The sequence below is a fragment of the Mesorhizobium sp. CO1-1-11 genome (assembly GCF_020164995.1).
In the GTDB taxonomy this organism is placed as follows: Bacteria; Pseudomonadota; Alphaproteobacteria; order Rhizobiales; family Rhizobiaceae; genus Mesorhizobium; species Mesorhizobium australicum.
On record NZ_JAIUHE010000002.1, the window covers coordinates 84,931 to 110,045 of the forward strand.

23 protein-coding genes are annotated in these 25,115 nt (G+C 63.0%); 9 read left to right on the plus strand and 14 right to left on the minus strand.

Going from position 1 to position 25,115, the window contains the following annotated elements:
• The first annotated feature begins 55 nt into the window (after positions 1-55).
• On the plus strand, positions 56-1,438 hold the full coding sequence (locus LB554_RS02410; RefSeq protein WP_224582997.1) for an RNB domain-containing ribonuclease: 1,383 nt from the start codon (positions 56-58) through the stop codon (positions 1,436-1,438).
• Here the strand turns inward: LB554_RS02410 and murI are convergent.
• Both murI and LB554_RS02420 read right to left on the minus strand, forming a co-directional pair.
• Entirely contained in the window at positions 1,388-2,251 is an 864-nt protein-coding gene (gene murI, locus LB554_RS02415) for a glutamate racemase (protein ID WP_140617000.1), read from the minus strand. The genes LB554_RS02410 and murI overlap by 51 nt on opposite strands.
• A complete protein-coding gene (locus LB554_RS02420; protein ID WP_224582999.1) occupies positions 2,244-3,161 on the minus strand; it encodes an RNA methyltransferase in 918 nt (305 codons plus the stop codon). Before LB554_RS02420 ends, murI begins: the two co-directional genes overlap by 8 nt.
• A 212-nt stretch (positions 3,162-3,373) precedes the next feature.
• On the opposite strand from LB554_RS02420, the gene LB554_RS02425 reads away from it, so the two are divergent.
• On the plus strand, positions 3,374-4,585 hold the full coding sequence (locus tag LB554_RS02425) for an NADP-dependent isocitrate dehydrogenase (RefSeq protein WP_140617002.1): 1,212 nt from the start codon (positions 3,374-3,376) through the stop codon (positions 4,583-4,585).
• 84 nt (positions 4,586-4,669) lie between these two features.
• Positions 4,670-5,305, plus strand: a complete 636-nt coding sequence (locus tag LB554_RS02430) for a glutathione S-transferase family protein (protein ID WP_224583001.1) — start codon at positions 4,670-4,672, stop codon at positions 5,303-5,305.
• Between the two features lie 225 nt (positions 5,306-5,530).
• Here the strand turns inward: LB554_RS02430 and alaS are convergent, their stop codons facing one another.
• Both alaS and recA read right to left on the minus strand, forming a co-directional pair.
• Positions 5,531-8,197 carry an alanine--tRNA ligase gene (alaS, locus tag LB554_RS02435; protein ID WP_224583003.1) on the minus strand — a complete coding sequence of 889 codons (2,667 nt, stop codon included), beginning with the start codon at positions 8,195-8,197 and terminating at the stop codon, positions 5,531-5,533.
• Between the two features lie 271 nt (positions 8,198-8,468).
• Entirely contained in the window at positions 8,469-9,569 is a 1,101-nt protein-coding gene (gene recA, locus LB554_RS02440; RefSeq protein ID WP_013895892.1) for a recombinase RecA, read from the minus strand.
• A 281-nt stretch (positions 9,570-9,850) separates the two neighbouring features.
• On the opposite strand from recA, the gene LB554_RS02445 reads away from it, so the two are divergent.
• Positions 9,851-10,795, plus strand: a complete 945-nt coding sequence (locus LB554_RS02445; protein ID WP_015318160.1) for a carbohydrate kinase family protein — start codon at positions 9,851-9,853, stop codon at positions 10,793-10,795.
• 77 nt (positions 10,796-10,872) lie between these two features.
• Positions 10,873-11,790 (plus strand): pseudouridine-5'-phosphate glycosidase, encoded by a 918-nt coding sequence (locus tag LB554_RS02450; protein ID WP_224583004.1) that lies wholly within the window; start codon positions 10,873-10,875, stop codon positions 11,788-11,790.
• Positions 11,791-11,971: 181 nt separating this feature from the next.
• On the opposite strand, the gene LB554_RS02455 is transcribed toward LB554_RS02450, so the two are convergent.
• Positions 11,972-12,295: a TfoX/Sxy family protein gene (locus tag LB554_RS02455; protein WP_015318162.1), complete on the minus strand. Its 324-nt coding sequence runs from the start codon at positions 12,293-12,295 to the stop codon at positions 11,972-11,974.
• A gap of 90 nt (positions 12,296-12,385) precedes the next feature.
• On the opposite strand from LB554_RS02455, the gene LB554_RS02460 reads away from it, so the two are divergent.
• Positions 12,386-12,883: a GFA family protein gene (locus tag LB554_RS02460; RefSeq protein ID WP_015318163.1), complete on the plus strand. Its 498-nt coding sequence runs from the start codon at positions 12,386-12,388 to the stop codon at positions 12,881-12,883.
• Between the two features lie 33 nt (positions 12,884-12,916).
• Here LB554_RS02460 and sufA read toward each other — a convergent pair whose 3' ends face one another.
• From sufA to sufD, 4 genes are all read right to left on the minus strand, one after another.
• Positions 12,917-13,297, minus strand: coding sequence for a Fe-S cluster assembly scaffold SufA (sufA, locus tag LB554_RS02465; protein ID WP_015318164.1), 381 nt, complete (start codon positions 13,295-13,297; stop codon positions 12,917-12,919).
• A 101-nt stretch (positions 13,298-13,398) separates the two neighbouring features.
• Positions 13,399-13,788, minus strand: a complete 390-nt coding sequence (locus LB554_RS02470; protein ID WP_015318165.1) for an SUF system Fe-S cluster assembly protein — start codon at positions 13,786-13,788, stop codon at positions 13,399-13,401.
• A 21-nt stretch (positions 13,789-13,809) separates the two neighbouring features.
• Positions 13,810-15,054 (minus strand): cysteine desulfurase, encoded by a 1,245-nt coding sequence (locus tag LB554_RS02475; RefSeq protein ID WP_140662014.1) that lies wholly within the window; start codon positions 15,052-15,054, stop codon positions 13,810-13,812.
• 5 nt (positions 15,055-15,059) lie between these two features.
• A complete protein-coding gene (gene sufD / locus LB554_RS02480) occupies positions 15,060-16,055 on the minus strand; it encodes a Fe-S cluster assembly protein SufD (protein WP_224583007.1) in 996 nt (331 codons plus the stop codon).
• A gap of 34 nt (positions 16,056-16,089) precedes the next feature.
• Here sufD and LB554_RS29585 point away from each other — a divergent pair, with 34 nt between their 5' ends.
• Entirely contained in the window at positions 16,090-16,158 is a 69-nt protein-coding gene (locus LB554_RS29585) for a hypothetical protein (RefSeq protein WP_411908821.1), read from the plus strand.
• A 210-nt stretch (positions 16,159-16,368) separates the two neighbouring features.
• Here the strand turns inward: LB554_RS29585 and sufC are convergent, their stop codons facing one another.
• The 3 genes from sufC to LB554_RS02500 all read right to left on the minus strand — a co-directional run bounded on the left by sufC (position 16,369) and on the right by LB554_RS02500 (position 20,053).
• On the minus strand, positions 16,369-17,124 hold the full coding sequence (gene sufC, locus LB554_RS02490; RefSeq protein ID WP_015318168.1) for a Fe-S cluster assembly ATPase SufC: 756 nt from the start codon (positions 17,122-17,124) through the stop codon (positions 16,369-16,371).
• Between the two features lie 31 nt (positions 17,125-17,155).
• Positions 17,156-18,673, minus strand: a complete 1,518-nt coding sequence (gene sufB / locus LB554_RS02495; protein ID WP_224583009.1) for a Fe-S cluster assembly protein SufB — start codon at positions 18,671-18,673, stop codon at positions 17,156-17,158.
• Between the two features lie 219 nt (positions 18,674-18,892).
• Positions 18,893-20,053, minus strand: a complete 1,161-nt coding sequence (locus LB554_RS02500) for a cysteine desulfurase family protein (protein WP_224583010.1) — start codon at positions 20,051-20,053, stop codon at positions 18,893-18,895.
• Between the two features lie 254 nt (positions 20,054-20,307).
• On the opposite strand from LB554_RS02500, the gene LB554_RS02505 reads away from it, so the two are divergent.
• Entirely contained in the window at positions 20,308-20,982 is a 675-nt protein-coding gene (locus tag LB554_RS02505) for an alpha/beta hydrolase (protein ID WP_015318172.1), read from the plus strand.
• Positions 20,983-21,075: 93 nt separating this feature from the next.
• Here LB554_RS02505 and LB554_RS02510 read toward each other — a convergent pair whose 3' ends face one another.
• Both LB554_RS02510 and LB554_RS02515 read right to left on the minus strand, forming a co-directional pair.
• The gene (locus tag LB554_RS02510; protein WP_224531434.1) at positions 21,076-21,897 is read right to left on the minus strand and encodes a phosphatase PAP2 family protein; all 822 of its coding nucleotides are present in this window, start codon (positions 21,895-21,897) and stop codon (positions 21,076-21,078) included.
• A 31-nt stretch (positions 21,898-21,928) separates the two neighbouring features.
• Positions 21,929-23,572, minus strand: a complete 1,644-nt coding sequence (locus tag LB554_RS02515) for an ArnT family glycosyltransferase (RefSeq protein WP_015318174.1) — start codon at positions 23,570-23,572, stop codon at positions 21,929-21,931.
• A 286-nt stretch (positions 23,573-23,858) separates the two neighbouring features.
• On the opposite strand from LB554_RS02515, the gene tyrS reads away from it, so the two are divergent.
• Positions 23,859-25,112, plus strand: coding sequence for a tyrosine--tRNA ligase (gene tyrS / locus LB554_RS02520; protein ID WP_224583011.1), 1,254 nt, complete (start codon positions 23,859-23,861; stop codon positions 25,110-25,112).
• Positions 25,113-25,115 lie beyond the last annotated feature (3 nt).

The window sequence follows — 25,115 nt, forward strand, 5'->3', positions numbered from 1 at the left end:
GGCGATTTTCGTCGGCAGCCTTCTCGTGTCCGGAACCCCAGTGTAGGACGGCTGAATGAAATCCCTGACCGATCCCTCACAGGTTCTCTCCGCGGGACTGGCGAAAATCCGCGCCGAATTCCACGTTCCGGACGGATTTCCGGCCGATGTGCTTGCCGCGGCGGAGGCGGCGGCCAAACGTGTGCCCAACCAGCATGCCGATCGAACTGAAATGCCGTTCGTCACGCTCGATCCGGCTGCTTCCACCGATCTCGATCAGGCGTTCTCGATCGAGGCCAGCGGTGGCGATCTTCTGCTTCATTACGCCATCGCCGACGTGGCCTGGTTCGTCGAGGACGGCGACGCGATCGATCGCGAAGCCTGGACGCGGGGCGAGACGCTTTACTTGCCGGACGGCAAGGCCGGGCTCTATCCGCCGGTAATTGCCGAGGGTGCGGCGAGCCTGTTGCCGGATGGACCCCGTCCAGCTGCTATCTTCACGGTTCGGGTTGCGCAGGACGGCGCGACGAAGTTGGACGGCGCGGAGCGGGCAATCATTCAAAGCCGCGCGAAGCTCGCCTATGACAGCGTGAAGGCCTCCGATGTCCCGGCCGGCTTCGCCGAAATGGCGCGGCGCATGGCGGCGAATGAGCGGCGCCGTGGGGCTTCCCGCGTCGACCCACCCGAGCAGGAGGTGGAAAGGCTTGCCGACGGCACATTCCGGCTTTCGTTCAGGCCGCTTCTGCAATCCGAGCAGGACAACGCCGCGCTTTCGCTGGCCGCCAACATGGCGATCGCCGATGCCATGCTTGCGCATCATACCGGCCTTTTTCGGGTGATGTCGGGGCCGGATGCCCTCAAGGTTCAAAGGCTGCGCAACGCGGCACAGGCTCTCGGACTGTCCTGGCCGGCCTCGACCAGCTTGCGGGACTATCAGCGAACCCTCGATCCGACCGATCCGCATCAGGCGGCGCTGATGCTGGAAATCCGCCATGCAAGCCCCGGCGCATCCTATCAACCGTATCAGGACGGCGTTGTCCCATGGCATGAGGCGATGGCCGCGACCTATGCCCATGCAACCGCCCCACTGAGGCGCCTTGCCGATCGTTATGTCGTGCGCTGCGCGCTGGCTATCGCCGACGGCCAGCCCGTGCCCCAGGCTGTTACCGACGCGTTTGCCAGGTTGCCGAAGGCGATGGGACGCGCGGATAGCCGCGCTTCGCAGATCAACCACGCGGCCATCGACCTTGCCGAGGCGGTAATGCTGGAGGGGCGCGAGGGCGAGACGTTCAAAGCCGTCGTCACCGACTTCGTCGACCATGGCGTGCGCATTCAGCTTGCCGACATGGCTGTCGTTGCCACCGTGAAGGCCTCGGGGCTCAGACAGGGTGATGGTCTGACGCTTAGGCTAGTCCTGGCCGATCCGGATCAACGCAGCATCGTCTTCGAACCTGTTTGAGTGGCGGGCGGCTTTGCCGCTGTCCAAGTGAACGGTCAGCCCGAACCCCTGCATCAGGCGGCTGACGGCGAAGTCCGCCTTGCCCGAGGTGAAGACCGCGATATCAGGCTCGGCTTGCGGCAGCGCCCCATTGATCGGCGGCAGCAGCGAAAGGGCGCGCCGTGCGATCGCCTCGGCCGGATCGATCCAGTCGACCGGCCAGGGAGCGGTCTTGCGCATGCGATTGACCAGAAAGGGATAGTGCGTGCAGGCCAGCACGACGATGTCGGTGCGCATGCCGTCGCGCTCGATGAAGCATGGCTCGATCTCGGCGCGCACGGCCTCTTCGTCGACGAAGCCCTGGCGCATATAGGCTTCGGACAGGCCAGCCAGCCTGTCGCTGCCGACCAGGCGGACATGGCATTTCTGCGCCCATTTGCTGATCAGGTCGCGCGTATACTGGCGCTTCACCGTGCCCGGCGTCGCCAGCACCGAGACCAGCCCGGAGCGCGTGCGCTCGGCCGCCGGCTTGACCGCCGGCACCGTGCCGACGAAGGGATGGCCGGGAAATCTTTCGCGCAGCGCGTCGATCACCAGTGTCGAGGCGGTGTTGCAGGCGATAACCGAGATGGCCGGCGCGAAGCGGTCGAGCAGTTTGGCGAATAATCCTAGTATATGCTCCCTTAGGGCCGGCTCCTCCCAGGCGCCAAAAGGAAAAGCGGCATCGTCGGCGACATAGATAAAGCGCCGGTCGGGCATCAGGACGCGTGCCTCGCGCAACACGGTCAGACCGCCGACGCCGGAATCGAACATCAGGATCGGCTGGTCAGTCATTGTCGGTTCCCTTGCCGCCGAGCAGTGGCGTGTCCGTGTCGTCGCCGCTAGCGCCCGGCGCCCGACCAGTCGCCTCCGCCTTGCGGGCGCGCGCCGCCGCCGCGGGCAAACGCCTGGGGTCATCGCCAGGTGACCCATCGCCGCGCGGCATCGCCGGCGAGAACCGGTCAAGCGAAGAGATGATGCCGCGCAGCACCTTGAGCTCCGGTTCGGCAAAGCCTGCCCGCGTCAGCACGGCGCGGAGGTTGTCGACCATTTTCGGCTTCTTCGGCGCCGGCCTGAAATAGCCGCGCGCCTCGAGCGCGCCTTCGAGATAGGTGAACAGGCCGTGCAATTCTTCCTTGCTTGCAGGCTTCATCTCCGGCCCCGAAAAATTGGTCCTGGTCTCGTCCTCCAGGCCCGACTTCATCCACTCGTAGGACATCAGCAAGGCCGCCTGGGCGATGTTGAGCGAGGAGAAATCAGGATCGACCGGGAAAGTGACGATCTCGTCGGCGAGGCCAACCTCGTCATTGTAGAGGCCGAAGCGCTCGCGACCGAACAGGATGCCGGTGCGCTGCCCCATTCCGTGACGGGCTCGCAGCATCCTGCCCGCTTCCACCGGGCCGCGCACGGATTTGAAGCCGTCGCGCTGCCTGGCGGTGGTGGCGAAGACGAAGTTCAGGTCGGCAAGTGCCGAGGCCAGATCGTCGAAAACCTTGACGGCATCGATGACGTGATCGGCACGGCTGGCGGCGGCACGCGCCTTCTCGCTCGGCCAGCCATCGCGCGGATTGACCAGGCGCAGCTCCGACAGTCCGAAATTGGCCATGGCGCGGGCGACCATGCCGATATTCTCGCCGAGTTGCGGCTCGACAAGGATGATCGCCGGACCGGCTGCGGTGTTATCGGGATCTTTGGTAATGGGCATGATTGTCAATGAACTGCTGTTTGCGGCATTTCAGCGTCCCCTGCCATATTCGGCCGCGAAAATGAAGCATTCGCAAATGACGGCGCCGTGGGCTCACATTCGTGACCGATCGCCGTTTGCGTGGCCAAAAGCGCTTTGATATACGGGCGGCATCCCCGGCCGACGCCACGCGGGCAAGGCCGTCCCATTCCCAGCAACGAGGCATTCTTTCCATGGCGAAGATCAAGGTGGCGAACCCGGTCGTCGAACTCGACGGCGACGAGATGACCCGCATCATCTGGCAGTTCATCAAGGACAAGCTGATCCACCCTTATCTCGACCTCAAGCTCGAATATTACGACCTGGGCATCGAGCATCGCGACGCCACCAACGACCAGGTGACCATCGATTCGGCCAACGCCATCAAGAAATACGGTGTTGGCGTGAAATGCGCGACCATCACCCCCGACGAGCAGCGCGTCGAGGAATTCAAGCTGAAGAAGATGTGGAAATCGCCGAACGGCACCATCCGCAACATTTTGGGCGGCACCATCTTTCGCGAGCCGATCATCATGAAGAACGTGCCGCGCCTGGTGCCCGGCTGGACCAAGCCAATCATCGTCGGTCGCCACGCCTTCGGCGACCAGTATCGCGCCACCGATTTCCGCTTTCCCGGCAAGGGCAAGCTGACGATCAAGTTCGTCGGCGAGGACGGCCAAGTCATCGAGCACGACGTGTTCGACGCGCCCGGCGCCGGTGTCGCCATGGCCATGTACAATCTCGACGAGTCCATCCGCGAATTCGCCCGGGCGTCGCTGAACTACGGCCTGCTGCGCAACTATCCGGTCTACCTGTCGACCAAGAACACCATCCTCAAGGCCTATGACGGCCGCTTCAAGGATATTTTCCAGGAAGTCTACGAGGCTGAATTCGAGGCCGAGTTCAAGTCGAAGAAGCTTTGGTACGAGCACCGCCTGATCGACGACATGGTGGCCTCGAGCCTGAAATGGTCGGGCGGCTATGTCTGGGCCTGCAAGAACTATGACGGCGACGTCCAGTCTGACACGGTGGCGCAAGGGTTCGGTTCGCTCGGCCTGATGACCTCGGTGCTGATGACGCCGGATGGCAAGACCGTCGAAGCGGAAGCCGCGCACGGCACCGTCACCCGCCACTATCGCCAGCATCAGAAGGGCGAGGAAACCTCGACCAATTCGATCGCGTCGATCTTCGCCTGGACGCGAGGCCTCGCGCACCGCGCCAAGCTCGACGACAACGCCGAACTGAAGCGTTTTTCCGAGACGCTGGAAAAGGTCTGCATCCAGACTGTCGAGAGCGGCTTCATGACCAAGGACCTGTCGCTCTTGATCGGCCCCGACCAGCCCTGGCTCTCGACCACCGGCTTCCTCGACAAGATCGACGAGAATTTGCAGAAGGCAATGGCGTAAACATCTCCCGCTCCACATGCCGAAGGCTCCAAAAGGAGCCTTCGCTTTTTGGGTCAAACGAAAACGAAGGCAAGGACTGGCAGCATGGCCAAACCGGTCCTGTACGGCGCGGACTACAGTGTTTACGTGCGCATAGCGCGCATGGCGCTGGAGGAGAAGGGCGTCGACTATGAGCTTGTGCCGGTCGATGTCTTTGCCGCCGGGGGCATCCCCGCCTGGTATTTCGAGCACCACCCGTTCGGCCGCATCCCGGCCTTCGAGCATGAGGGGTTCCGCCTGTTCGAGTCGAGTGCGATCGCGCGCTATATCGACGACGCTTTCGACGGTCCACCCTTGCAGCCAAAGGATCCGCGCGGCCGCGCGCGGATGAACCAGATCATCGGCATGTTCGACGCCCATGGCTATCGGGCCATGGTCTGGGATGTCGCGGTCGAGCGTCTGGAGAAGGAAGTGCCCGACGAGAGCTTGATCGCGGATGGCCTGCGGCAGGCAGAGACGGTGCTGAAGGTATTGACCTCGCTGAAGCAAGATGGACCCTGGCTGCTCGGCGACCAGCTGACCCTGGCCGATCTGCACGCGGCGCCGATCATCGCCTACTTCGTCAAGGTTCCAGAAGGGCGGGGATTGCTGGCGCAGTTTGCAGGCATCTGGGATTTGTATTTGCGAATGGCTGGCCGCCCGAGCTTCGTGCGTACCGAAAAAGCGTATAACTCGAGGTGAGCTTCCTCGACGTCGCGCCGCCCCTGCCCTGCCGGGCATTTCTCCCCGTGAACGGGGAGAAAGAGGCTGGTCGCGTTGTCGGCGCTCTTCTGCAACGAGGGCGATTGGCGAAGGGCGCGACGAAAGCGCCCTTCTCCCCGTTCTACGGGGAGAAAATGGCGGCAGCCAGATGAGGGGCAGCGCTGCCCCAAGAGAAGGGATCCCGCCTGGCCCCACGCATGGTAGCTACGCTGCCTCGAGCGCCGCCCTCACTGCCGCGATCGCATCATCGGCCCTCGACGCATCCGGGCCGCCGGCCTGCGCCATGTCGGGGCGGCCGCCGCCGCCCTGCCCGCCCAATGCGGCGGAGGCCACGCGAACAAGGTCGACAGCGCTGAAACGGCCGACGAGATCATCGGTGACAGCGACCACGACGCTCGCCTTGTTGTCTTCTCCGGCGCCAACGAACACGACGACGCCAGAACCCAACGAAGTCTTGCCGGCATCGGCCAGCGGCTTCAGGTCCTTTGGCGAGACACCTGACACCGCCTTGCCGAGAAAGCCGACGCCAGCGACGATCTCGTTGGCGGCAGGAGCATCAGCAGGCGACCCACCGCCCAGCGCCAGTTTCTTGCGCGCTTCGGCCAGGTCCTTTTCGAGCTTCTTGCGCTCTTCGAGCAGCGCTTCGACGCGCGCTGGCACATCTGCGGGCGAAATCTTAAGCGTCGCCGCCGTGGTCTTCAGGCGTCGGTCCTGCTCATCGAGATGCCTGCGCGCGGCCTCGCCGGTCAATGCCTCGATGCGGCGCACGCCGGCGGCGACAGCACCATCCGAGACGATGCGCACCAGGCCGATATCGCCGGTCGCCCTGACATGCGTGCCGCCGCAGAGCTCGACCGAATAGGGCCGGTTGGCCTTGGCGCCATGCAAGCCGGTGCCCATCGACACGACGCGCACCTCATCGCCATATTTCTCGCCGAACAGCGCCATCGCGCCCTCGGCAATGGCGTCGTCGACCGACATCAGGCGCGTGGTCACCGGGCCGTTCTGCACGACGATCTCGTTGGCCATGCGCTCGACCTCTTCGAGCTCCTGCGCGGAGATCGGCTTGTTGTGCGAGATGTCGAAGCGCAGACGCTCGGGTGCGACCAGCGAACCCTTCTGCGCGACATGGGTGCCCAGCACCTCGCGCAACGCCTCGTGGATCAGGTGCGTCGCCGAGTGGTTGGCGCGCAGCCGGGAGCGCCTGGCATGATCGACCTTAAGTTCGACCGCGGCACCCGGACTGACCGTGCCGGCGACCACCTTGCCGAGATGCACGAAGAGGCCATCGGCCTTCTTTTGCGTGTCGGAAATCTCGATCGAGAAGCCCTCGCCCGAGATTATGCCGGTGTCACCCATCTGGCCGCCGGACTCGCCGTAGAACGGCGTCTGGTTGACGACCACGGCGACCGCATCGCCCTTGCCGGCGCTGTCGACGGTCTTGCCGTCCTTGACCAGCGCCTCGATGAGGCCTTCCGCCTGCTCGGTTTCGTAGCCGAGGAATTCGGTGGCGCCGGTCTTTTCACGCACGGAGAACCAAACCGTCTCGGTGGCGGCCTCGCCGGACCCGGCCCAGTGCTTGCGCGCCTCCGCCTTCTGCTGCTCCATCGCATTGGTGAAGCCGGCAAGGTCGACCGAGATGCTGCGCTGCCGCAGCGCGTCCTGCGTCAGGTCGAGCGGGAAGCCATAGGTGTCGTAGAGCTTGAATGCCGTTTCGCCATCGAGCATGTCGCCGGCGCCGAGCTTCTCCGTCGCCTCGGACAGCAGCCCGAGGCCACGCACCAGCGTCTTGCGGAAACGGGTCTCCTCGAGTTTCAGGGTCTCGGCGATCATCGTTTCGCCGCGTGCCAGTTCGGGATAGGCCTGGCCCATCTCGCGCACCAGCGCCGGCACCAGCTTCCACATCAGCGGCTCGTTCGCCCCCAGCAACTGCGCATGGCGCATGGCGCGGCGCATGATGCGACGCAGCACATAGCCGCGGCCTTCGTTCGACGGCAGCACGCCGTCGGCGACCAGGAAGGAGGACGAGCGCAGATGATCGGCAATGACACGGTAGGACGCAACCGTTTCGGCGTCGGGCGCGCGCCCAAGTGCCGAGGATGCCGCATCGATCAGATGACGAAACAGGTCGGTCTCGAAGACGCTCTCCACCCCTTGCAGGATGGACGCCATGCGCTCCAGGCCCATGCCGGTGTCGATCGACGGGCGCGGCAGGTCGACGCGCTCCTCTTTCGTCACCTGCTCATACTGCATGAACACCAGGTTCCAGAATTCGAGGAAGCGATCGCCGTCTTCCTCGGGACTGCCGGGAGGTCCACCCCAGATGTGCTCGCCACGATCGATGAAGATTTCCGAGCATGGTCCGCAAGGACCGGTGTCGCCCATCGCCCAGAAATTGTCCGAGGTCGGGATGCGGATGATGCGATCGTCGGAGAAACCGGCGATCTTCTTCCAGAAGCCAGCCGCCTCGTCGTCCGTGTGATAGACGGTGACCAGCAGCTTGTCCTTCTTCAGCCCGAACTCCCTGGTGATGAGGTTCCAGGCAAGCTCGATGGCGCGCTCCTTGAAATAGTCACCGAAGGAGAAATTGCCGAGCATCTCGAAAAAGGTCAGGTGGCGCGCGGTATAGCCGACATTGTCGAGATCGTTGTGCTTGCCGCCGGCGCGGACGCTTTTCTGGGCTGTGGTGGCGCGCGAATAGGGCCGCTTCTCCAAACCGGTGAAGACATTCTTGAACTGCACCATGCCGGCATTGGTGAACATCAATGTCGGATCGTTGCGCGGCACGAGCGGGCTCGAGCCCACGACCTCGTGGCCTTCCTTGCGGAAATAGTCGAGAAAGGTCGACCGGATCTCGTTGACGCCACTCATGGATACTGCCTTTTCAAGAGAGCCGCCGGCCGGACCGGCGGGAGATGGCTCTGTATTTTCTAGAAGATGGAGCTGGCCTTTTAGCCGTAGCTCTTGACCCTGTCCAGAAACACGGAATTGGGCCAATTCGCGCTTTGCACCGGCACTTGCGGGGCCGCCCAAACGAAAACCGCCGGCGCGAAGGCCGGCGGTTTGGAACGCGGAACTACAGAACTCTGTTACTTAAGCATTGACTAATAGTCTGGATTTATGGCCAAATTCTGACCGTTGCCTACATCGCGCCGGCTTCGTCCTCAAAACCGTCGTCGCCATTGCCCTCGGAGCCACCATTTTCGAGGAACTTTTCGGCGATCAATCCGGCATTCTGCCTGAGCGCCAGCTCGATCTCGCGCGCGGTATCGGGATTGTCGCGCAGGAACAGTTTCGCATTCTCGCGGCCCTGGCCGAGACGCTGCGAATTATAGGAGAACCAGGCGCCCGATTTCTCGACCACGCCGGCCTTGACGCCGAGGTCGACCAGTTCGCCGGTCTTGGAGACGCCCTCGCCATACATGATGTCGAACTCGACCACCTTGAAGGGCGGCGCCAACTTGTTCTTGACCACCTTGACGCGGGTTTGGTTGCCGACGACCTCGTCACGATCCTTGACCGAGCCGATACGGCGGATGTCGAGGCGAACCGAAGCGTAGAATTTCAGCGCGTTGCCGCCGGTCGTGGTTTCGGGCGAACCGAACATGACGCCGATCTTCATGCGGATCTGGTTGATGAAGATGACCATGGTGTTGGAGCGCGAGATCGACGCGGTCAGCTTGCGCAGCGCCTGGCTCATCAGGCGGGCCTGCAGACCCGGCAGCGAATCGCCCATCTCGCCCTCGATCTCGGCACGCGGCGTCAGCGCCGCCACCGAATCGACCACCAGCACGTCGATGGCGCCGGAACGCACCAGCGTGTCGCAAATCTCGAGCGCCTGCTCGCCGGTGTCGGGCTGCGAGATCAGCAGGTTTTCAAGATCGACGCCGAGCTTGCGGGCGTAGACCGGATCGAGCGCGTGTTCGGCATCGACGAAGGCGCAGATGCCGCCCTTCTTCTGGGCTTCAGCCACGGTGTGCAGGGCCAGGGTCGTCTTACCGGAGCTTTCCGGCCCATAGATCTCGATGATACGGCCGCGCGGCAAGCCACCGACGCCGAGCGCGATGTCGAGGCCGAGCGAGCCGGTCGGCACCGTTTCGATCTCGACGACCTGCTCGTTGGCGCCGAGCCGCATGATCGAGCCCTTGCCGAAAGCCCGCTCGATTTGCGACAGCGCCGCATCCAGAGCCTTTGATTTGTCCACTGCCTTATCCTCTACCAGCCGCAAAGAATTCTGAGCCATGATACATCACCCCTTGGTCGTCAATGAAGGCCGGACAATCCGTAATCCCTGCCATTTTGTACCTTTTTTGTTCTCATTTGGCAAGGGGTGACAACCAACTGAAAAACAAAGGATATCGCGGTTTGTCCTTTTTTTGTCTCGCAAACCCGGGCACGAACGGGCTCCGCATTGGGCCAGACGGCTCGATCGTATCGCCCGACCGAATCGCCGACCAGCATGCGAAGCTCTGTCGCGCACTCTAGCGCTTGTGCGGCCGCAACAACAAAGGTCATATCGCCACCATGGTGGAATCCCCGAAGATCCTGGCCGTGGGCGGCGCCCATATCGACCGGCGTGGCCAGGTGTACGGTCCCTATGTGCCGGCAGCCTCCAATCCCGGCACGATGCGCGAGGATGTCGGCGGGGGCGTCTTCAATGCGTTGCGCAGCATGGTGCGGCGCGGCGTGTCGGCCTCCCTGGTGTCGATGCGGGGCGGCGATGCGTCGGCCGATACGGTTTCACGGGCCATCGCCGAGGCAGGCATCGCCGATCTTTCGGCGGTGTTCCTCGACCGTACCACGCCGAGCTACACGGCATTGATTGATCGCGAGGGCGAATTGATCGTCGGCTTTGCCGACATGGCACTGTACGACCTGGCTTTTCCCAAGCAGATCAGGCGTTCCAAGATACGCCAGGAGGTGGCCGCCGCCGATGCCATCCTGTGCGACGCCAATCTGCCGTCGGCCGCCCTGGAGCGGCTGCTGTCGCTCGCCGCCGGTAAACCGGTTTTCGCCATCGCGATTTCGCCGGCGAAGGTAACGCGGCTGATACCGGTTCTCGGCGGGCTGGCCCAGCTCTTCATGAACCGGCGAGAGGCCGTCGTGCTGGCCGGTGTCAATGCAGCGGCCGCCGAGCGGGAAATGGTCGACGGGTTGCGGTGCAGCGGCCTTGCCAGCGGCGTGGTCACGGCCGGCAGCGGCCCTGTGCTGGGTTTCGATGAGACAGGCGCCTTTTCGATCCTGCCGCCTGCCCCCAGAAAAGTCGCCGATGTCACCGGCGCCGGCGACGCGCTGGCAGGTGCGACGGTCGCAGCACTGCTGCGGGGCCAGCCGCTGCGCCACGCCGTGCGCGAGGGCGTCGCCGCGGCAACGCTGGCCATCGAAAGCGCCGACGCGGTGCCCGAATTCACCGCGGCGAGTTTCGCGGAAGCGCTGGCCCTTGTGCCGGATGCCAGGGAAGTGGCATGAGACCCGGCAAGTTCACAACACGCGGTGAAGCTACGCTTTCCTGATGGATGCGCCGCACTCCGGATTGGAGATCAGAGATGACGCCAGAGACCGCCCGCCCCTTCATCGATATCCACGCACCGGTGGCGCAGGCCCTGGCCGCCGGGCGCCCGGTGGTGGCGCTCGAAAGCACCATCATCACCCATGGCATGCCCTATCCCGACAATGGCGCCATGGCGGCCAACGTCGAAAAGATCATCGCTGACGGCGGCGCCGTGCCGGCAACCATCGCGGTGGTCAACGGCCGCATCAAGATCGGGCTTTCGGACGGCGAACGCGAATCGCTGGCGATGACCGGTGACGCCATGAAGCTGTCGCGCGCCGATCTCGCCTTCGCCGTCGCGCAGGGCCGCACCGGTGGCACCACGGTCGCCGCCACCATGATCGCGGCTGACATGGTCGGGATAAAGGTGTTCGCCACCGGCGGCATTGGCGGCGTGCACAAGGGGGCGGAAAAGAGCTTCGACATCTCGGCCGACCTCGATGAATTGGCGCGTACACCGGTGATCGTCGTCTCGGCCGGCGCCAAGGCGATCCTCGACATCGAAAAGACGCTGGAAGTGCTGGAGACGCGCGGCGTGCCCGTGGTCGGCCATGGCTGCGAGACGATGCCGGCCTTCTGGTCGCGGCAGTCACCGTTCCGGGCGCCATTGACCTTGCACGGACCGGAAGATATCGCGCATTTCTACCGGACACGCCTGGCTCTGGGCTTGGGCGGCGGCATGCTGATTGCCAACCCCGTGCCGGAGAACCAGGAAATCCCGGCCGAGGAGATGGCGGGCTATATCGAAGCCGCGCAAAAGGCGGCCGAGGCGCTCAACGTGACCGGCAAGGCGGTGACGCCGTTCCTGCTGGGAAAAATCCTCGAACTCACCGGCGGCCGCAGCCTGAAGACCAACATCGCGCTGGTCGAGAACAATGCAAGGCTGGCGGCTGAGATCGCCAAGGCGCTGTAGGGACTGCGAAAGTCCCCCTCGCCTGGATTGCCAAGACCGAATTGCAAAGGGCAATTCGGAGCAATCCGACCTCTCCCCGAGGGGAGATGAGCTTGCAGCGTCAACGAACCTCTTCTCCCCGGCGGGGAGAGCGTGGCCGCGAAGCGGCCGGATGAGGGGGCGGCCTCGCGCTGGCGGGAGCCTACTTCCCCGCCCGCCGCCCAGCCTCATAGGCGCGTCGCGCCCACACCGTCATTTCGTCGGGATCGTCGAAAGCGCTGTCGGGAATGCTCCAATAGGGCATGGCGACAAGCTTGCCGTGGCGAGAGCCGGTGTAGGTCCATTGCCGGCAGCCCGCGGCTTCGAACTCCGATGCGCTCTGCGCGTCGGCTTTCAGCAGCAATTCGCCGCGCAGCACGATGGCGACGATGACGCCATCGAAATAGATGCCTTTGCCGCCGAATAGTTTTCGGATGCTGACCGGACCGAGGCCCTCGAACAGTTCCGCGATGCGCTCATTGTCCATGCCGCGATCATGTCACTGGCATTTGGCCTTGTCATCGCCGCAACCAAAATCATGCTGACAGGTTGTGGCTATCCTGTCGGAGTTTTAGCCATGCCTGTGCTGCTCAAGGGGTCCTGTCGCTGCAACGCCGTGCGTTTCGAGGTGGAAAGCCACACGCCCGTGCCGTTCATGCTGTGCTACTGCTCGATCTGCCGTAAGCAGCAGGGCGGCGGCGGTTTCGCCATCAATCTCGGCGCCGCCTACGAGACGCTGAACATCAGGGGCAAGAGCAATCTCGGCGTCTATCGCGCCGAGATCGAGGATGACGAGCATCCCCACTGCGAGATCTCGACCGGGGAGCGCAATTTTTGCCGCAAATGCGGGTCGGCGCTCTGGCTCTACGACCCAACCTGGCCGGAGCTGGTGCATCCCTTCGCCTCGGCGATCGACAGCGACCTGCCGAAACCACCCGAAAAAGTGCATCTGATGCTGAAATACAAGGCGAACTGGGTCGAGCCTGAGATCGGCAAAGGCGACAAGACGTTCGACGTCTATCCCGAGGAATCGATCGCGGACTGGCACAAGCGGACGGGTATGTGGGTGGAGTAGCTTTCTTCGCCCCGTTTACGGGGCGAAGGAAGATCAGGCCGTGGCGCGCGCCTCGGCCAGCGCCTTGAGATCGGCCGGCTTCAACTCGACCGACTCGCCGCAGCCGCAGGCCGAACTCTGGTTCGGGTTGTGGAAGGTGAAACCGGTGCGCAGCGTCGTCTGCTCGAAATCCATCTCGGTGCCGAACAGGAACAGGGCGGCTTCCGGCGCGACATAGACATGGGCGCCATCGCGCTCGATATGGTCGTCCTTGGTGTTGGGCTCGGTCACCAGATCGACCGTGTATTCCATGCCGGCGCAGCCGCCCTTCTTAATGCCAAGGCGGATGCCATGCGCGTTTTCGCGCGTGGCGACGATCTCGCGCACCCGGTCAGCGGCCTTTTCGGTCATCGTGATGACGGCAAAGCGTCCCATGTTTTTCCTTCTCCATTCCATGCAGGTTCAAGGCCTGCCGAATGATTCCTCACCTAAAATGGTGAAGTTTTACCACCGGCGCAAGTGTGCCAGGTGCGGCGCTAGTACCAGCCCACCGCCACCTGCGCCTCTTCCGACATGCGGTCGGGCGTCCAGGGTGGGTCGAAAGTCATGTTGACTTCGACGCCGGAGACGCCCTCGACGGCGCCGACGGCATTTTCCACCCAGCCGGGCATTTCGCCGGCCACCGGGCAGCCAGGCGCGGTCAGCGTCATGTCGATCTTGACCGAGCGGTCGTCCTCGACGTCGATCTTGTAGACGAGGCCAAGCTCGTAAATATCGGCCGGGATTTCCGGGTCGTAGACCGTCTTCAGCGCCGAGACGATATCGTCGGTCAGCCGCGCCAGCTCATCAGCGGGAATGGCCGAGGCGGAAACGACGCCGTTACCCGAGTTTTCCGGCGTAGCTTCGGTGGTGGTCACATCATCCATGGTCGTCACCCGAAAAAATCGTCATCCGAAGAATTTGCGCGCTTTTTCAAGCGCCTCGGCCAAAGCGTCGACTTCTGCCCTGGTATTATACATGCCGAACGATGCCCTGCATGTGGAGGTTACGCCGAAACGTTTCAACAGCGGCTGGGCGCAATGGGTGCCGGCACGGACCGCCACGCCTTGCCTGTCTATCACCATCGACACGTCATGGGCATGAATGCCTTGCAGCTCGAAGGAGATGATGGCGCCCTTGCCGGGCGCATCGCCGAAGATGCGCAGCGAGTTGATGGCGCGCAGGCGCTCGTGGGCGTAGGTCTTCAAGTCTTCCTCATGCGCGGCGATGCGCTCACGACCGACAGAGTCCATATAGTCGAGCGCGGCGCCCAGTCCGATCGCTTGGACGATCGGCGGCGTGCCGGCCTCGAAGCGATGCGGCGGCTCGTTGTAGGTGACGATGTCTTCCGTCACCTCCTCGATCATCTCGCCGCCGCCCATGAAAGGCCGCATGCCGGCGAGACTATCCTTCTTGCCGTAGAGGACACCGATGCCCGAGGGACCATAGACCTTGTGGCCGGTGAAGACGAAGAAATCGCAGTCGAGATCCTGCACGTCGATCGGCATGTGCACCGCGCTCTGGCTGCCGTCGACAAGCACCGGAATTCCACGCGAATGCGCGATGCGCACGATCTCCTTGATCGGTGTCACCGTGCCCAGCGCGTTCGACATCTGCGTGATGGCCACGAGTTTAGTGCGATCGGACAGCCGCTTTTCGAATTCCTCGATGTGAAAGACGCCGAGATCGTCGACCGGCACCCAGACCAGCTTGGCGCCCTGCCGCTCGCGGATGAAGTGCCAGGGCACGATGTTGGAGTGGTGCTCCATGATCGACAGCACGATCTCGTCGCCCTCGCCGATATTGGGCATGCCATAGCCATAGGCGACGGTGTTGATCGCCGAGGTGGTGTTGGATGTGAAGACGATGTTGTCGGTGCTTGGCGCATTGAGAAAGCGGCGCACCGTTTCCCGCGCCTTTTCGTAAGCGTCGGTGGCGGCATTGGACAGGAAATGCAGGCCGCGATGGACGTTGGCGTATTCCTGGGAATAGGCGTGCTGGATCGTGTCCAGCACCACCCGCGGCTTCTGCGCCGAGGCGCCATTGTCGAGATAGACCAGCTTCTTGCCGTAGACTTCGCGCGACAGGATCGGGAAGTCGCGGCGGATCGCCTCGACGTCGTAGAAATCTCCAATCTTGCCCGGTGCGTTCATCAGCTTCACCCGTGCGTCACAAACCACTCGTCGAGCTTCGCTTCCAGCGCCTCGACAATCGTCTCGTCGTCCAGTTCCTCGATCACCTCGGCGACGAAGGCCTTGACCAGCAGACCGCGTGCGCTCTTTTCGTCGACACCGCGCGCCATCAGGTAGAACAGATGGTCGTGGTCGATCTCGGTCACCGTCGCGCCGTGGCCGCAGACGACATCGTCGGCGAAAATTTCGAGCTCGGGCTTGGTCGAGAACTCGCCGTCATCCGACAGCAACAGCGTGTTGCACGCCATCTTGGCGTTGGTCTTCTGCGCATATTGATGGACGTTGATGCGGCCCTGGAAGACGCCACGCGCCTTGCCCGTCACCACGTTGCGGACGATCTCCGTCGAGGTCGTGTGCGGCACGGCGTGGTCGAGCACCATGGTGACGTCGGTGTGGGTGTCGCCGGCGAGCAGGTTGATGCCGCGCAATTGAAAGTCGGCGCCCTCACCTGTCGTCCTGACCATGATCTCCTGGCGCACAAGCTTGCCGCCGGCGTTCATGACGAACAGCGTCAGTTTCGCGTTCTTGCCGATATGGGCCTTGAACTGTGCCAGATGCGTCGCAGTCTCCGGCTGCTCCTGCACGATCAGCCACGTTACCTCAGCACCTTCGCCGAGCACGAGTTGGCTGACCGAACTGGTCAGCGCCGCGCCCTCGCCCGCCTGACGCTCGACGATGACGGCCTTGGCGCCGTCGCCGACGCGAGCGGCCAAGCGCACATGGGTCTGGCTGCCGGCCTGCAAATTCTGCAGCTCGACCGGCTTTTCCAGTTCGGCGCCATCGGCGATGTCGACAAAGTAGCCGTCGGCAACGAAAGCCGTGTTCAGCGCACCGATGGCATCGTCATTGCCATAGGGATCGAGGCCCGGCGCGATGCTGCCGTCAATCAGCTTTTCCGACAGGCGCTGGACGCTGACGCCTTCGACAACTGGCGCCTTGGCACTCGATACGCCGTTCAACAAGCTTAGAACCGTCGAACCGTCGACGATTGGCGCGATGGCTTTCGCCGTGGCGGCCGGGTCGAACTCCGGCACCGCGTTCAAAAGACGGCGCAGGTCGGTATAATGCCAGGATTCGATGCGTCGCGTCGGCAAGCCGTGCTTGATCGCTTCGATGGCATCGTCGCGCTTCAGCATCACCGCGCCGTCGCCCGGCAACAGCGACAGCCGGTCGCCGAACGCGTCGATCAACGCTGTCTCGGCCGGTGTGCGCTGCGGTTGTGTGTGCATATTCATCAGCTTTGCCCCGTCTTTTGGCACAAAATGACCTGGCATCTCACGCGGCTTCGCCGATCACACCGGCATAGCCATTGGCTTCAAGGTCGAGCGCCAGGGACTTGTCGCCCGACTTGATGACCTGGCCCTTGTAGAGCACGTGCACGCTGTCGGGCACGATGTGCTCGAGCAGGCGCTGATAGTGGGTGATGACCAGGAATGCCCGGTCCGGCGCCCGCAGCGCGTTGACGCCGTCGGAGACGATCTTCAGCGCATCGATGTCGAGGCCGGAATCGGTCTCGTCGAGCACGCAGAGTTTCGGCTCCAGAAGCTTCATCTGCAGGATCTCGGCACGCTTCTTCTCGCCGCCGGAAAAACCGACATTGAGCGGCCGCTTCAGCATCGCCATGTCCATGCTGAGCGAGGCGGCGGCTTCCTTCACGCGCTTGAGGAATTCCGGGATTTTCAGCGGCTCTTCACCACGCGCCTTGCGCTGCTCGTTCATGGCCACCTTGAGAAATTCCATGGTCGCGACGCCCGGTATCTCCATCGGATACTGGAAAGCGAGGAAAATTCCTGACGTAGCGCGCTCGGCCGGATCCATTTCAAGGATCGACTGGCCGTTGTAGAGGATGTCGCCTTCGGTCACCTCATAGTCCTCGCGGCCGGCAAGGATGTAGGACAGGGTCGACTTGCCAGAGCCATTCGGGCCCATGATCGCGGCGACCTCACCGGCTTTCACCGTCAGGTTCAGGCCGCGGATGATCTCGGTGCCGTCATCGACGATGCGGGCGTGCAGGTTCTTGATCTCAAGCATTCTTTGTTTCCTGAATATTTATCTGGGCTGGTCAGCCCACCGAGCCTTCCAGCGAGATGCCGATCAGCTTCTGCGCCTCGACGGCGAACTCCATCGGCAGTTGCTGGATGACGTCCTTGACGAAGCCGTTGACGATCAGCGCGATGGCTTCCTCCTCGGGGATGCCGCGCTGCATGACGTAGAACTTCTGGTCCTCGGAAATCTTCGACGTGGTCGCCTCATGCTCGAACTGCGCCGTCGAGTTCTTGGCTTCCATGTAGGGCACGGTGTGGGCGCCGCACTGGTCGCCGATCAGCAGGCTGTCGCAGTTGGTGAAATTGCGGGCATTGGTCGCCTTGCGGTGCGCCGAGACCTGGCCGCGATAGGTGTTCTGCGAGAATCCGGCGGCGATGCCCTTGGAGATGATGCGGCTCGACGTGTTCTTGCCGAGATGGATCATCTTGGTGCCGCTGTCGACCTGCTGATAGCCGTTCGAGACGGCGATCGAATAAAACTCGCCAGAGGAATCGTCGCCGCGCAGGATGCAGCTCGGATATTTCCAGGTAATGGCGGAGCCGGTCTCGACCTGCGTCCACGAGATCTTCGATCGGTGGCCTCGGCAGTCGCCGCGCTTGGTGACGAAATTGTAGATGCCGCCCTTGCCCTCGGCGTCGCCGGGGTACCAGTTCTGCACGGTCGAATATTTGATCTCGGCATCGTCGAGCGCCACCAGTTCGACCACCGCGGCGTGAAGCTGGTTCTCGTCGCGTTGCGGCGCCGTGCAGCCCTCGAGATAGGAGACGTAGGCCCCCTCCTCGGCGATGATCAGCGTGCGCTCGAACTGTCCGGTGTTCTTCTCGTTCATGCGGAAATAGGTCGACAGCTCCATCGGGCAGCGCACCCCCTTCGGCACGAAGACGAAGGACCCGTCCGTGAACACGGCCGAATTCAGTGTGGCGTAGTAATTGTCAGAGGTCGGCACGACCGAGCCGAGATATTTCTTCACCAGTTCGGGATGCTCGCGGATAGCTTCCGAGATCGAGCAGAAGATGACTCCGGCCTGCGCCAGTTCCTTTTTGAAAGTGGTGACGACGGACACGGAATCGAACACGGCGTCGACGGCGACGCGGCCCGACTTGTAGACATTGTCGCTGGCTTCCTCGAACTCCGAGGCGTCGGTCTTCTGGACGCCTGCGAGGATCTCCTGCTCCCTCAACGGAATGCCGAGTTTCTCGTAGACTTTCAAGATCTCAGGATCGACGTCGCTGAGCGAAGTCGGTCCGGGCGTGCTCTTGGGCGCCGCGTAATAGTAGATGTCCTGGAAGTCGATCTTGGGATAGTTGACGCGCGCCCAGGTCGGCTCTTCCAGCGTCAGCCAGCGCCGATAGGCTTCGAGGCGCCATTCCAGCATCCAGGACGGTTCGTCCTTCTTGGCCGAGATGAAACGAATAATGTCTTCGCTCAGGCCCTTGGGAGCCTTGTCGACGGCGATCTCGGTCTGGAATCCGTATTTGTATTGGTCGACGTCGATCTTTCGGACCCGATCGATCGTGTCCTGCACAGCAGGCATAAGCGTTCTCCATCCACGCCGGGGTCAAGGCCCAACAGTTTTCAAACTATGGCACCGCCAAATGGACGCCCGAGCAGCATCCGCGGCAGCGTAAGTTCAATATAGTGCGCCTCCACCGGAAATTCACCCGGCCAGCATGAAACGCACGGCTCTACCAGGCCGAAAGGCCCAAATCCGTTTTTCTCAAGCATCGGATTCTCCGGTCCGATGCTCCAACCGCTAGGCGGCCTTATCTCTACCCGCCCGACGCGCGGCAATGCTTGCCAGCGCGGTGCGGAACAGTTCGATGTCCTCGGCGGCGGTCGCGGCACCGACCGAGACGCGCAGGGCGCCAAGGCTGTCGCCGTGCCCCATGGCTTTCAGCACATGGCTCGGCCCGACCTTGCCCGACGAGCAGGCGGATCCGGCGGAAAGCGCCACGCCTGCCAGATCGAAGGCGATCTGGGCGGTTTCGGCTTTCACGCCGGGAATAGCGAAGAATGTCGTGTTGGCAAGCCTTGGCGCGTCCGTTCCGAAGATTTCCACGTCCGGCACCAGCGTCTTCAGGATGGCTTCGGCCTCATCGCGACGCTGCCGCACGGCACCGACGGCCTTCAGTCCGGCCAGGGCTTCTCGTGCAGCGGCGCCAAACCCGGCAATGCCAGGCAGGTTCTCGGTGCCGCCACGGTGGCCTTTTTCCTGGCCGCCGCCATTGATCAGCGGCGTCGGCATCATCAGGTCGGCCGCGGCGACGATGGCACCGGCGCCCTTGGGGCCGCCGATCTTGTGTGAGGACACAATCGCATAGTCGGCGTATCCAGCCGCCATGTCGATCGAGACGCGGCCAGCGGCCTGCACGGCATCGACGACAAGAATGCCGCCCTCCGCCTTGACGATTTCGGCAATGCGATCGATCGGCTGGATGACGCCGGTTTCGTTGTTGGCGGCATGGATCGCCACCAGCGGCAGACCGTCGGCCTTGTCGTGGCCGGCGAGCGCCGCGGCCAAGGCGTCGAGGTTGACTATGCCATCGGCGTCGACACCGATCCGCGTTACCTGGCTTGCCGGGAAACGTCCGCCATTCAGCAGGCACGGATGGTCGGCCTCGCACACGTAGAGCCGGCTCATGCGAATGGCGCCGCGCCCCATCCGCCAGTCCGGCGTCAGAAGCGCCGAGGCGGCCTCGGTCGCACCCGAAGTGAAGACGACATGTTCGGCCTTGCCGTTGACCAGTGCCGCCACGTCGCGCCTGGCATTGTCGACGAGCCTGCGCGCGGCGCGCCCCTCGGCATGGACCGAAGAAGGGTTGGCCGCATCAAACGCCGCGACCATGGCCTCGCGCGCCGCTGAAAGCAGCGGCGCACTGGCATTATAGTCGAGATAGGCGCGTCTCGCGGCCATTTTTGTCCAGTTCTTCCCGTCAGAAGCCATTCCGCCGACGTATGGCGTTATTTCCTTGAAATTCCAAGGCAAGCCGTCCTATTTACGCGGCTTGCGGCGAGGGCGACCGGGCGATTGCGTTTCGGCCACCCAGTTTTGAACAATTCTAAACTAGCTTCTATGAAGACGCTCGCCCTGCGTCAAGGTCTGTGGAAGCGGGGCCAGAGGAACAGTTTTCCGGGCACCGCGCACTTGTATGTCACGTGGAGTATTTCATGCCTGAGGTCATTTTCACCGGTCCGGCCGGCCGCCTGGAGGGACGCTACCAGCCCTCGCGGGAAAAGAGCGCGCCGATTGCCATCGTGTTGCATCCGCACCCGCAGTTCGGCGGCACGATGAACAACAAGATCGTCTACGACCTCTTCTACATGTTCCAGAAGCGTGATTTCACCACGCTGCGCTTCAATTTTCGCGGCATCGGCCGCAGCCAGGGCGAGTTCGACCATGGAACCGGCGAGTTGTCGGACGCGGCGGCGGCACTCGACTGGGTGCAGTCGCTGCATCCGGATTCCAAGAGCTGCTGGGTCGCCGGCTATTCCTTCGGTTCGTGGATCGGCATGCAGCTGCTGATGCGCCGGCCCGAGATCGAGGGCTTCATCTCGATCGCACCGCAGCCCAACACCTATGATTTTTCCTTCCTGGCGCCCTGCCCGTCTTCGGGCCTGATCATTCATGGCGACGCCGACAAGGTGGCGCCGCCGAAGGATGTGCAGGGCCTGGTCGACAAGCTGCATACGCAGAAGGGCATCACCATCACGCAGAAGACCCTGCCCGGCGCCAACCACTTTTTCGCCAACGACGCCGATCTCTTGATCGAGGAATGCTCCGATTATCTCGATCGACGGCTGGCGGGAGAATTGTCCGATCCGAGGCCGAAGCGGCTGCGTTAAGACATCTGGCCAGGCGTGTTCGTGGGGCTATGAGCGGGCGGACAATGTCCGCTCCTCGCCATTTGGCTTGCCACGATACGGTTCGGCAGCGACTTATTTTTCTGGGGCAATAAGCCGGAACGATGATTTGCGGACCGGCAATCCTGAAGCTGCCGGCCGGAAGATGAAACCGAGCCTGGCAAAGACCAGTCCGCAGGCCACCGCGAAGGCACAGCCGAGGCCGAAGCCGGCGACGGTGTCGCTCGGATAGTGCGCGCCGACGAATATCCTGGTCGAGGCGATGCAGCCGGTGACCACAAGGGCGATATACCAACGCCGCGGAAACAAAAGCAGCAGGATACCGAACACGGCGCCCATCGTCGTGGCGTGGCCGGACGGAAAGCCGGCAAAGCGCGCATCGAAGGCAAAGGGGTGGAGTGCAAGGACGCCAAAATCCTGGAAGTAGAGCGGGCGCGCCCTGCCAATGGCATATTTCAAGACATTGACGGTCAGGCCCGACAGGCCAACGGCGCTCAGCACCAGAAAAGCCAGACAAGTCCAACTGTAGACCAGCATCAGCGCGCGCCGCGAAAGGCTTCGCCAATCCGTCAGATTGGCCGCGACAAGCAGAAGCGCGGACGGGATGAGATACCAGCCGCCCAGTCCGAACTGTGTGAAGAATTCGGCAAGCCTGGCGGCACCCGCCGACCATTGGCCATGGGCTACCCCCGCCGGCGTATCGAGACGAACAAAGGCGGCTGCCGTCAGAAAGACCCAGACCAGTCCCCACGCCCACCATGAGATGTTGGGATAGCGAGCGGGCCGAACGGCGAGGCGCCGCCTTGCGATCCGCAGGGTGTCGCGAAAATTGTCGAGGGACCGGCGTCCTATCCCGAGGAGGGAGCTGGTAACTGGTGGGCGTGATTTCACGAGCATTGGAAACTGGACTCTGTCATCGACCCAGCCGTCATTGGGCCACACGATAAAGGCCGAGCGACAGTTTGTCTCCCGACGAATAGTTGAGGCCATCGATTTCAGCGACGCGGTTCACCGATTTGCCTCGCACCGACAGCATGCCATTCAGCTTCTGCTCATCCCCGATCGGGGCCAGCCCCAAGGCACAGGCAGGATCGGCGAGCAGGTGCTCCGCCACGCCTCCGACATCGGTCAGCACCGTTTTCGTGCCGACCAGAAACACCAGGCTCGGCTCCTGATACCGCGCCGAGGCCAGCACCGTTGTGTCGCATGCCTGGTTGGCAAGCACGGCTTGCCTGATCGCCGGGCTCAGCCACATCGGCTTCAGCGACGGCGCGATGACCCCGAACAGCAAGGCATAGGTGATGCCCGCGCAGGCGGCGGTGGCTCCAATGCGAGGCAGCGGCACCTGCAACTGCCTGGAGAATGCGAGATAACCGGCGCCCAGCGCTGACGCTGCCGCAGGAATGCTCCACCAGGAGAAACTGTGCGTAAGGTAGATCGGTGCCCCGATACAAACCGCGGCCAGCCCGAGGCTGACCACCACCAGACCGAACGCGGTCGACCACCACAACCACTGCTGCCAGCGCTTGAGCGGCGCATTGGCGTCCTGCGGCGACAACGTCAGCAGCCAGCCGATCAGCAGCGCCATGCCGGGATAGGCCGGCAGGACGTAATGCGGCAGTTTGGTCGGGATGAGTTCGAACACCAGCCAGAACGGAATGTACCATGCCAGGCAAAAGCGCAGCCTGAAATCGTCGCGCACACGATTGAGGGCCTGCAGGCCGGCGCCGACCGCGATCAGGCCGAACGGCCACATGAACAGCGAATAGGTTAGCATGTAGAAGCCAGGCGGCAGGCCGTGCGATTCCTCTCCCGACGCGACCTTGTTCAGCATATCCTTGCCGACGGCTTCCTGAAAAAAGGCGCCGCCGCTCTTCCAGCCGATAAAAGCGACCCAGGGCAGCACGATGAGCAAAACGAGCGCGACGCCGCGCACGAGCTTCAGCTTCAAAAGCCAGCGCCAGTCGCGTTCGAAAGCAAACAGCGCGGCCGCCGTCAGCAGTGACAGAAGCGGGGCCACGGGTCCCTTGATGAGGATCCCGACGCCTTGCGCGAACCAGAATATCCACGGCAGATGGCCGGCCACCGGCTCGTTGCGGCGCGACGCCAGGTAGACTTGCGCCAGCGCGCCCTGCGCGGCCACGCAGCAGGCCAGAAGCATGGCGTCGGTTTTGGCGTCGCGTCCCTCGAACGCGGTTGCGAAGATCGCCGCCATCATCAGGCCGGCGGCAAGGCCGGCATTGGCGCCGAACAATTTTGTGCCCGTCCAGCCGATGCCCAGGACAGCGAGCGCGATTCCGAGCATCGAGACAAGGCGGTACACCCAGATCGGTGCGGCCGCGCCCTCGCCGCTCAATGCGACGGCAGCCGATTGCAGCCAGTAGATGCCGATCGGCTTCTTGTAGCGCGAGACATCCTGGAAGCGGATGTCGATATAGTCGCCGGTTTCGACCATCTGCTTGGTCGCCTGGACAAAGCGGGACTCGTCGCGGTCGATCGGCGGAAGGCTCGCCAAGCCGCTGAAACTCATGACCAAGCTGAACAGAAAGAGGAAGAGGTAGTTTCTGTTCATCGCGGGAGCTTTCCGGATCTGATCTGCGGGACGACCCCGTCGCGGCGTGCGGGCGCTGCCCTTGCGCGGCGCCTCATTACGCCAGCGGCATGGATGAGGCAAGGATTCGCAAATGCCATCCGCGCCGGCCGCAAAACCGGAATCCACTTTTGCTGATCGCGGACTCCTTGTTGGCGCGCGATCCGACGCAAAACCGGATTCCACTTTTGCTGATCGCGCTTGGGTGCTAAACGCGCGCGTTCACATTGCCCGCGCTGGACGGGCACACGCTTTCGGGAAAGAAACGATGCCTGCCTTCAAATCCGATTTCCTGCGCACGATGAGCGAGCGCGGTTTCATCCACCAGACCTCGGATGATGCCGGTCTCGATCAACTCTTCGCCAAGGAGACGGTGACGGCCTATATCGGCTTCGACGCCACAGCCAGGAGCCTGCATGCCGGGTCGCTGATCCAGATCATGATGCTGCACTGGCTGCAGCAGACCGGCCATCGGCCGATCGCGCTGATGGGCGGCGGTACCTCGATGATCGGCGACCCCTCCTTCAAGGACGAGGCGCGCAAGCTGCTGACGCCGCAAGACATCGACGACAATCTTGCCGGCATCCGCCGCAACTTCATGCCCTACCTCAAATTCGGCAGTGGCCCGAACGACGCGGTCATGGTCAACAATGCCGACTGGCTGATGGAGATCAACTACGTCAATTTCCTGCGCGATGTCGGCCGGCACTTTTCCGTCAACCGCATGCTTGCGTTCGATTCCGTCAAGTTGCGGCTCGATCGCGAGCAATCGCTTTCGTTCCTCGAATTCAACTACATGATCCTGCAGGCCTATGATTTCGTCGAACTCTACAAGCGCCTCGGCTGCCGCCTGCAGATGGGCGGCTCCGACCAATGGGGCAACATCATCAACGGCATCGATCTCGGCCGCCGTATGGAAGATGCGCAACTCTATGCGCTGACCACGCCGCTGCTGACCACCTCGTCCGGCGCCAAGATGGGCAAGTCGGCGTCGGGTGCGGTCTGGCTCGATCCGCAGATGCTGAGCCCTTACGAGTTCTGGCAGTACTGGCGCAACACCGAGGATGCCGACGTTGCCCGGTTCCTGAAACTCTACACCACATTGCCGCTGGACGAGGTCGCACGGCTCGAGCGGCTGGGCGGCTCCGAGATCAACGAGGCAAAGAAGATTCTCGCGACCGAGATTACCGCCCATCTGCATGGCCGCGCTGCCGCCGAACAGGCCAGCGAGACGGCGCGAAAGACTTTCGAGGAAGGCGCTCTCGCCGACACTTTGCCGGCCGTCGAGGCGGACAAGGCCGCGCTCGAAGCCGGTGTCGGCATCCTGTCGCTATTGGTCAGCGCCGGGCTGGCATCATCCAATGGCGAGGCACGGCGGCACATCCAGGGCGGCGCCGTGCGCCTGAACGACCAGGCGGTCAGCGACGACCGCCGGCTGGTGACGCTTCAGGATTTGAGTCCGGAAAACGTCATAAAGCTTTCATTGGGCAGGAAAAAACACATCCTGGTCAGGCCGGCCTAAGGC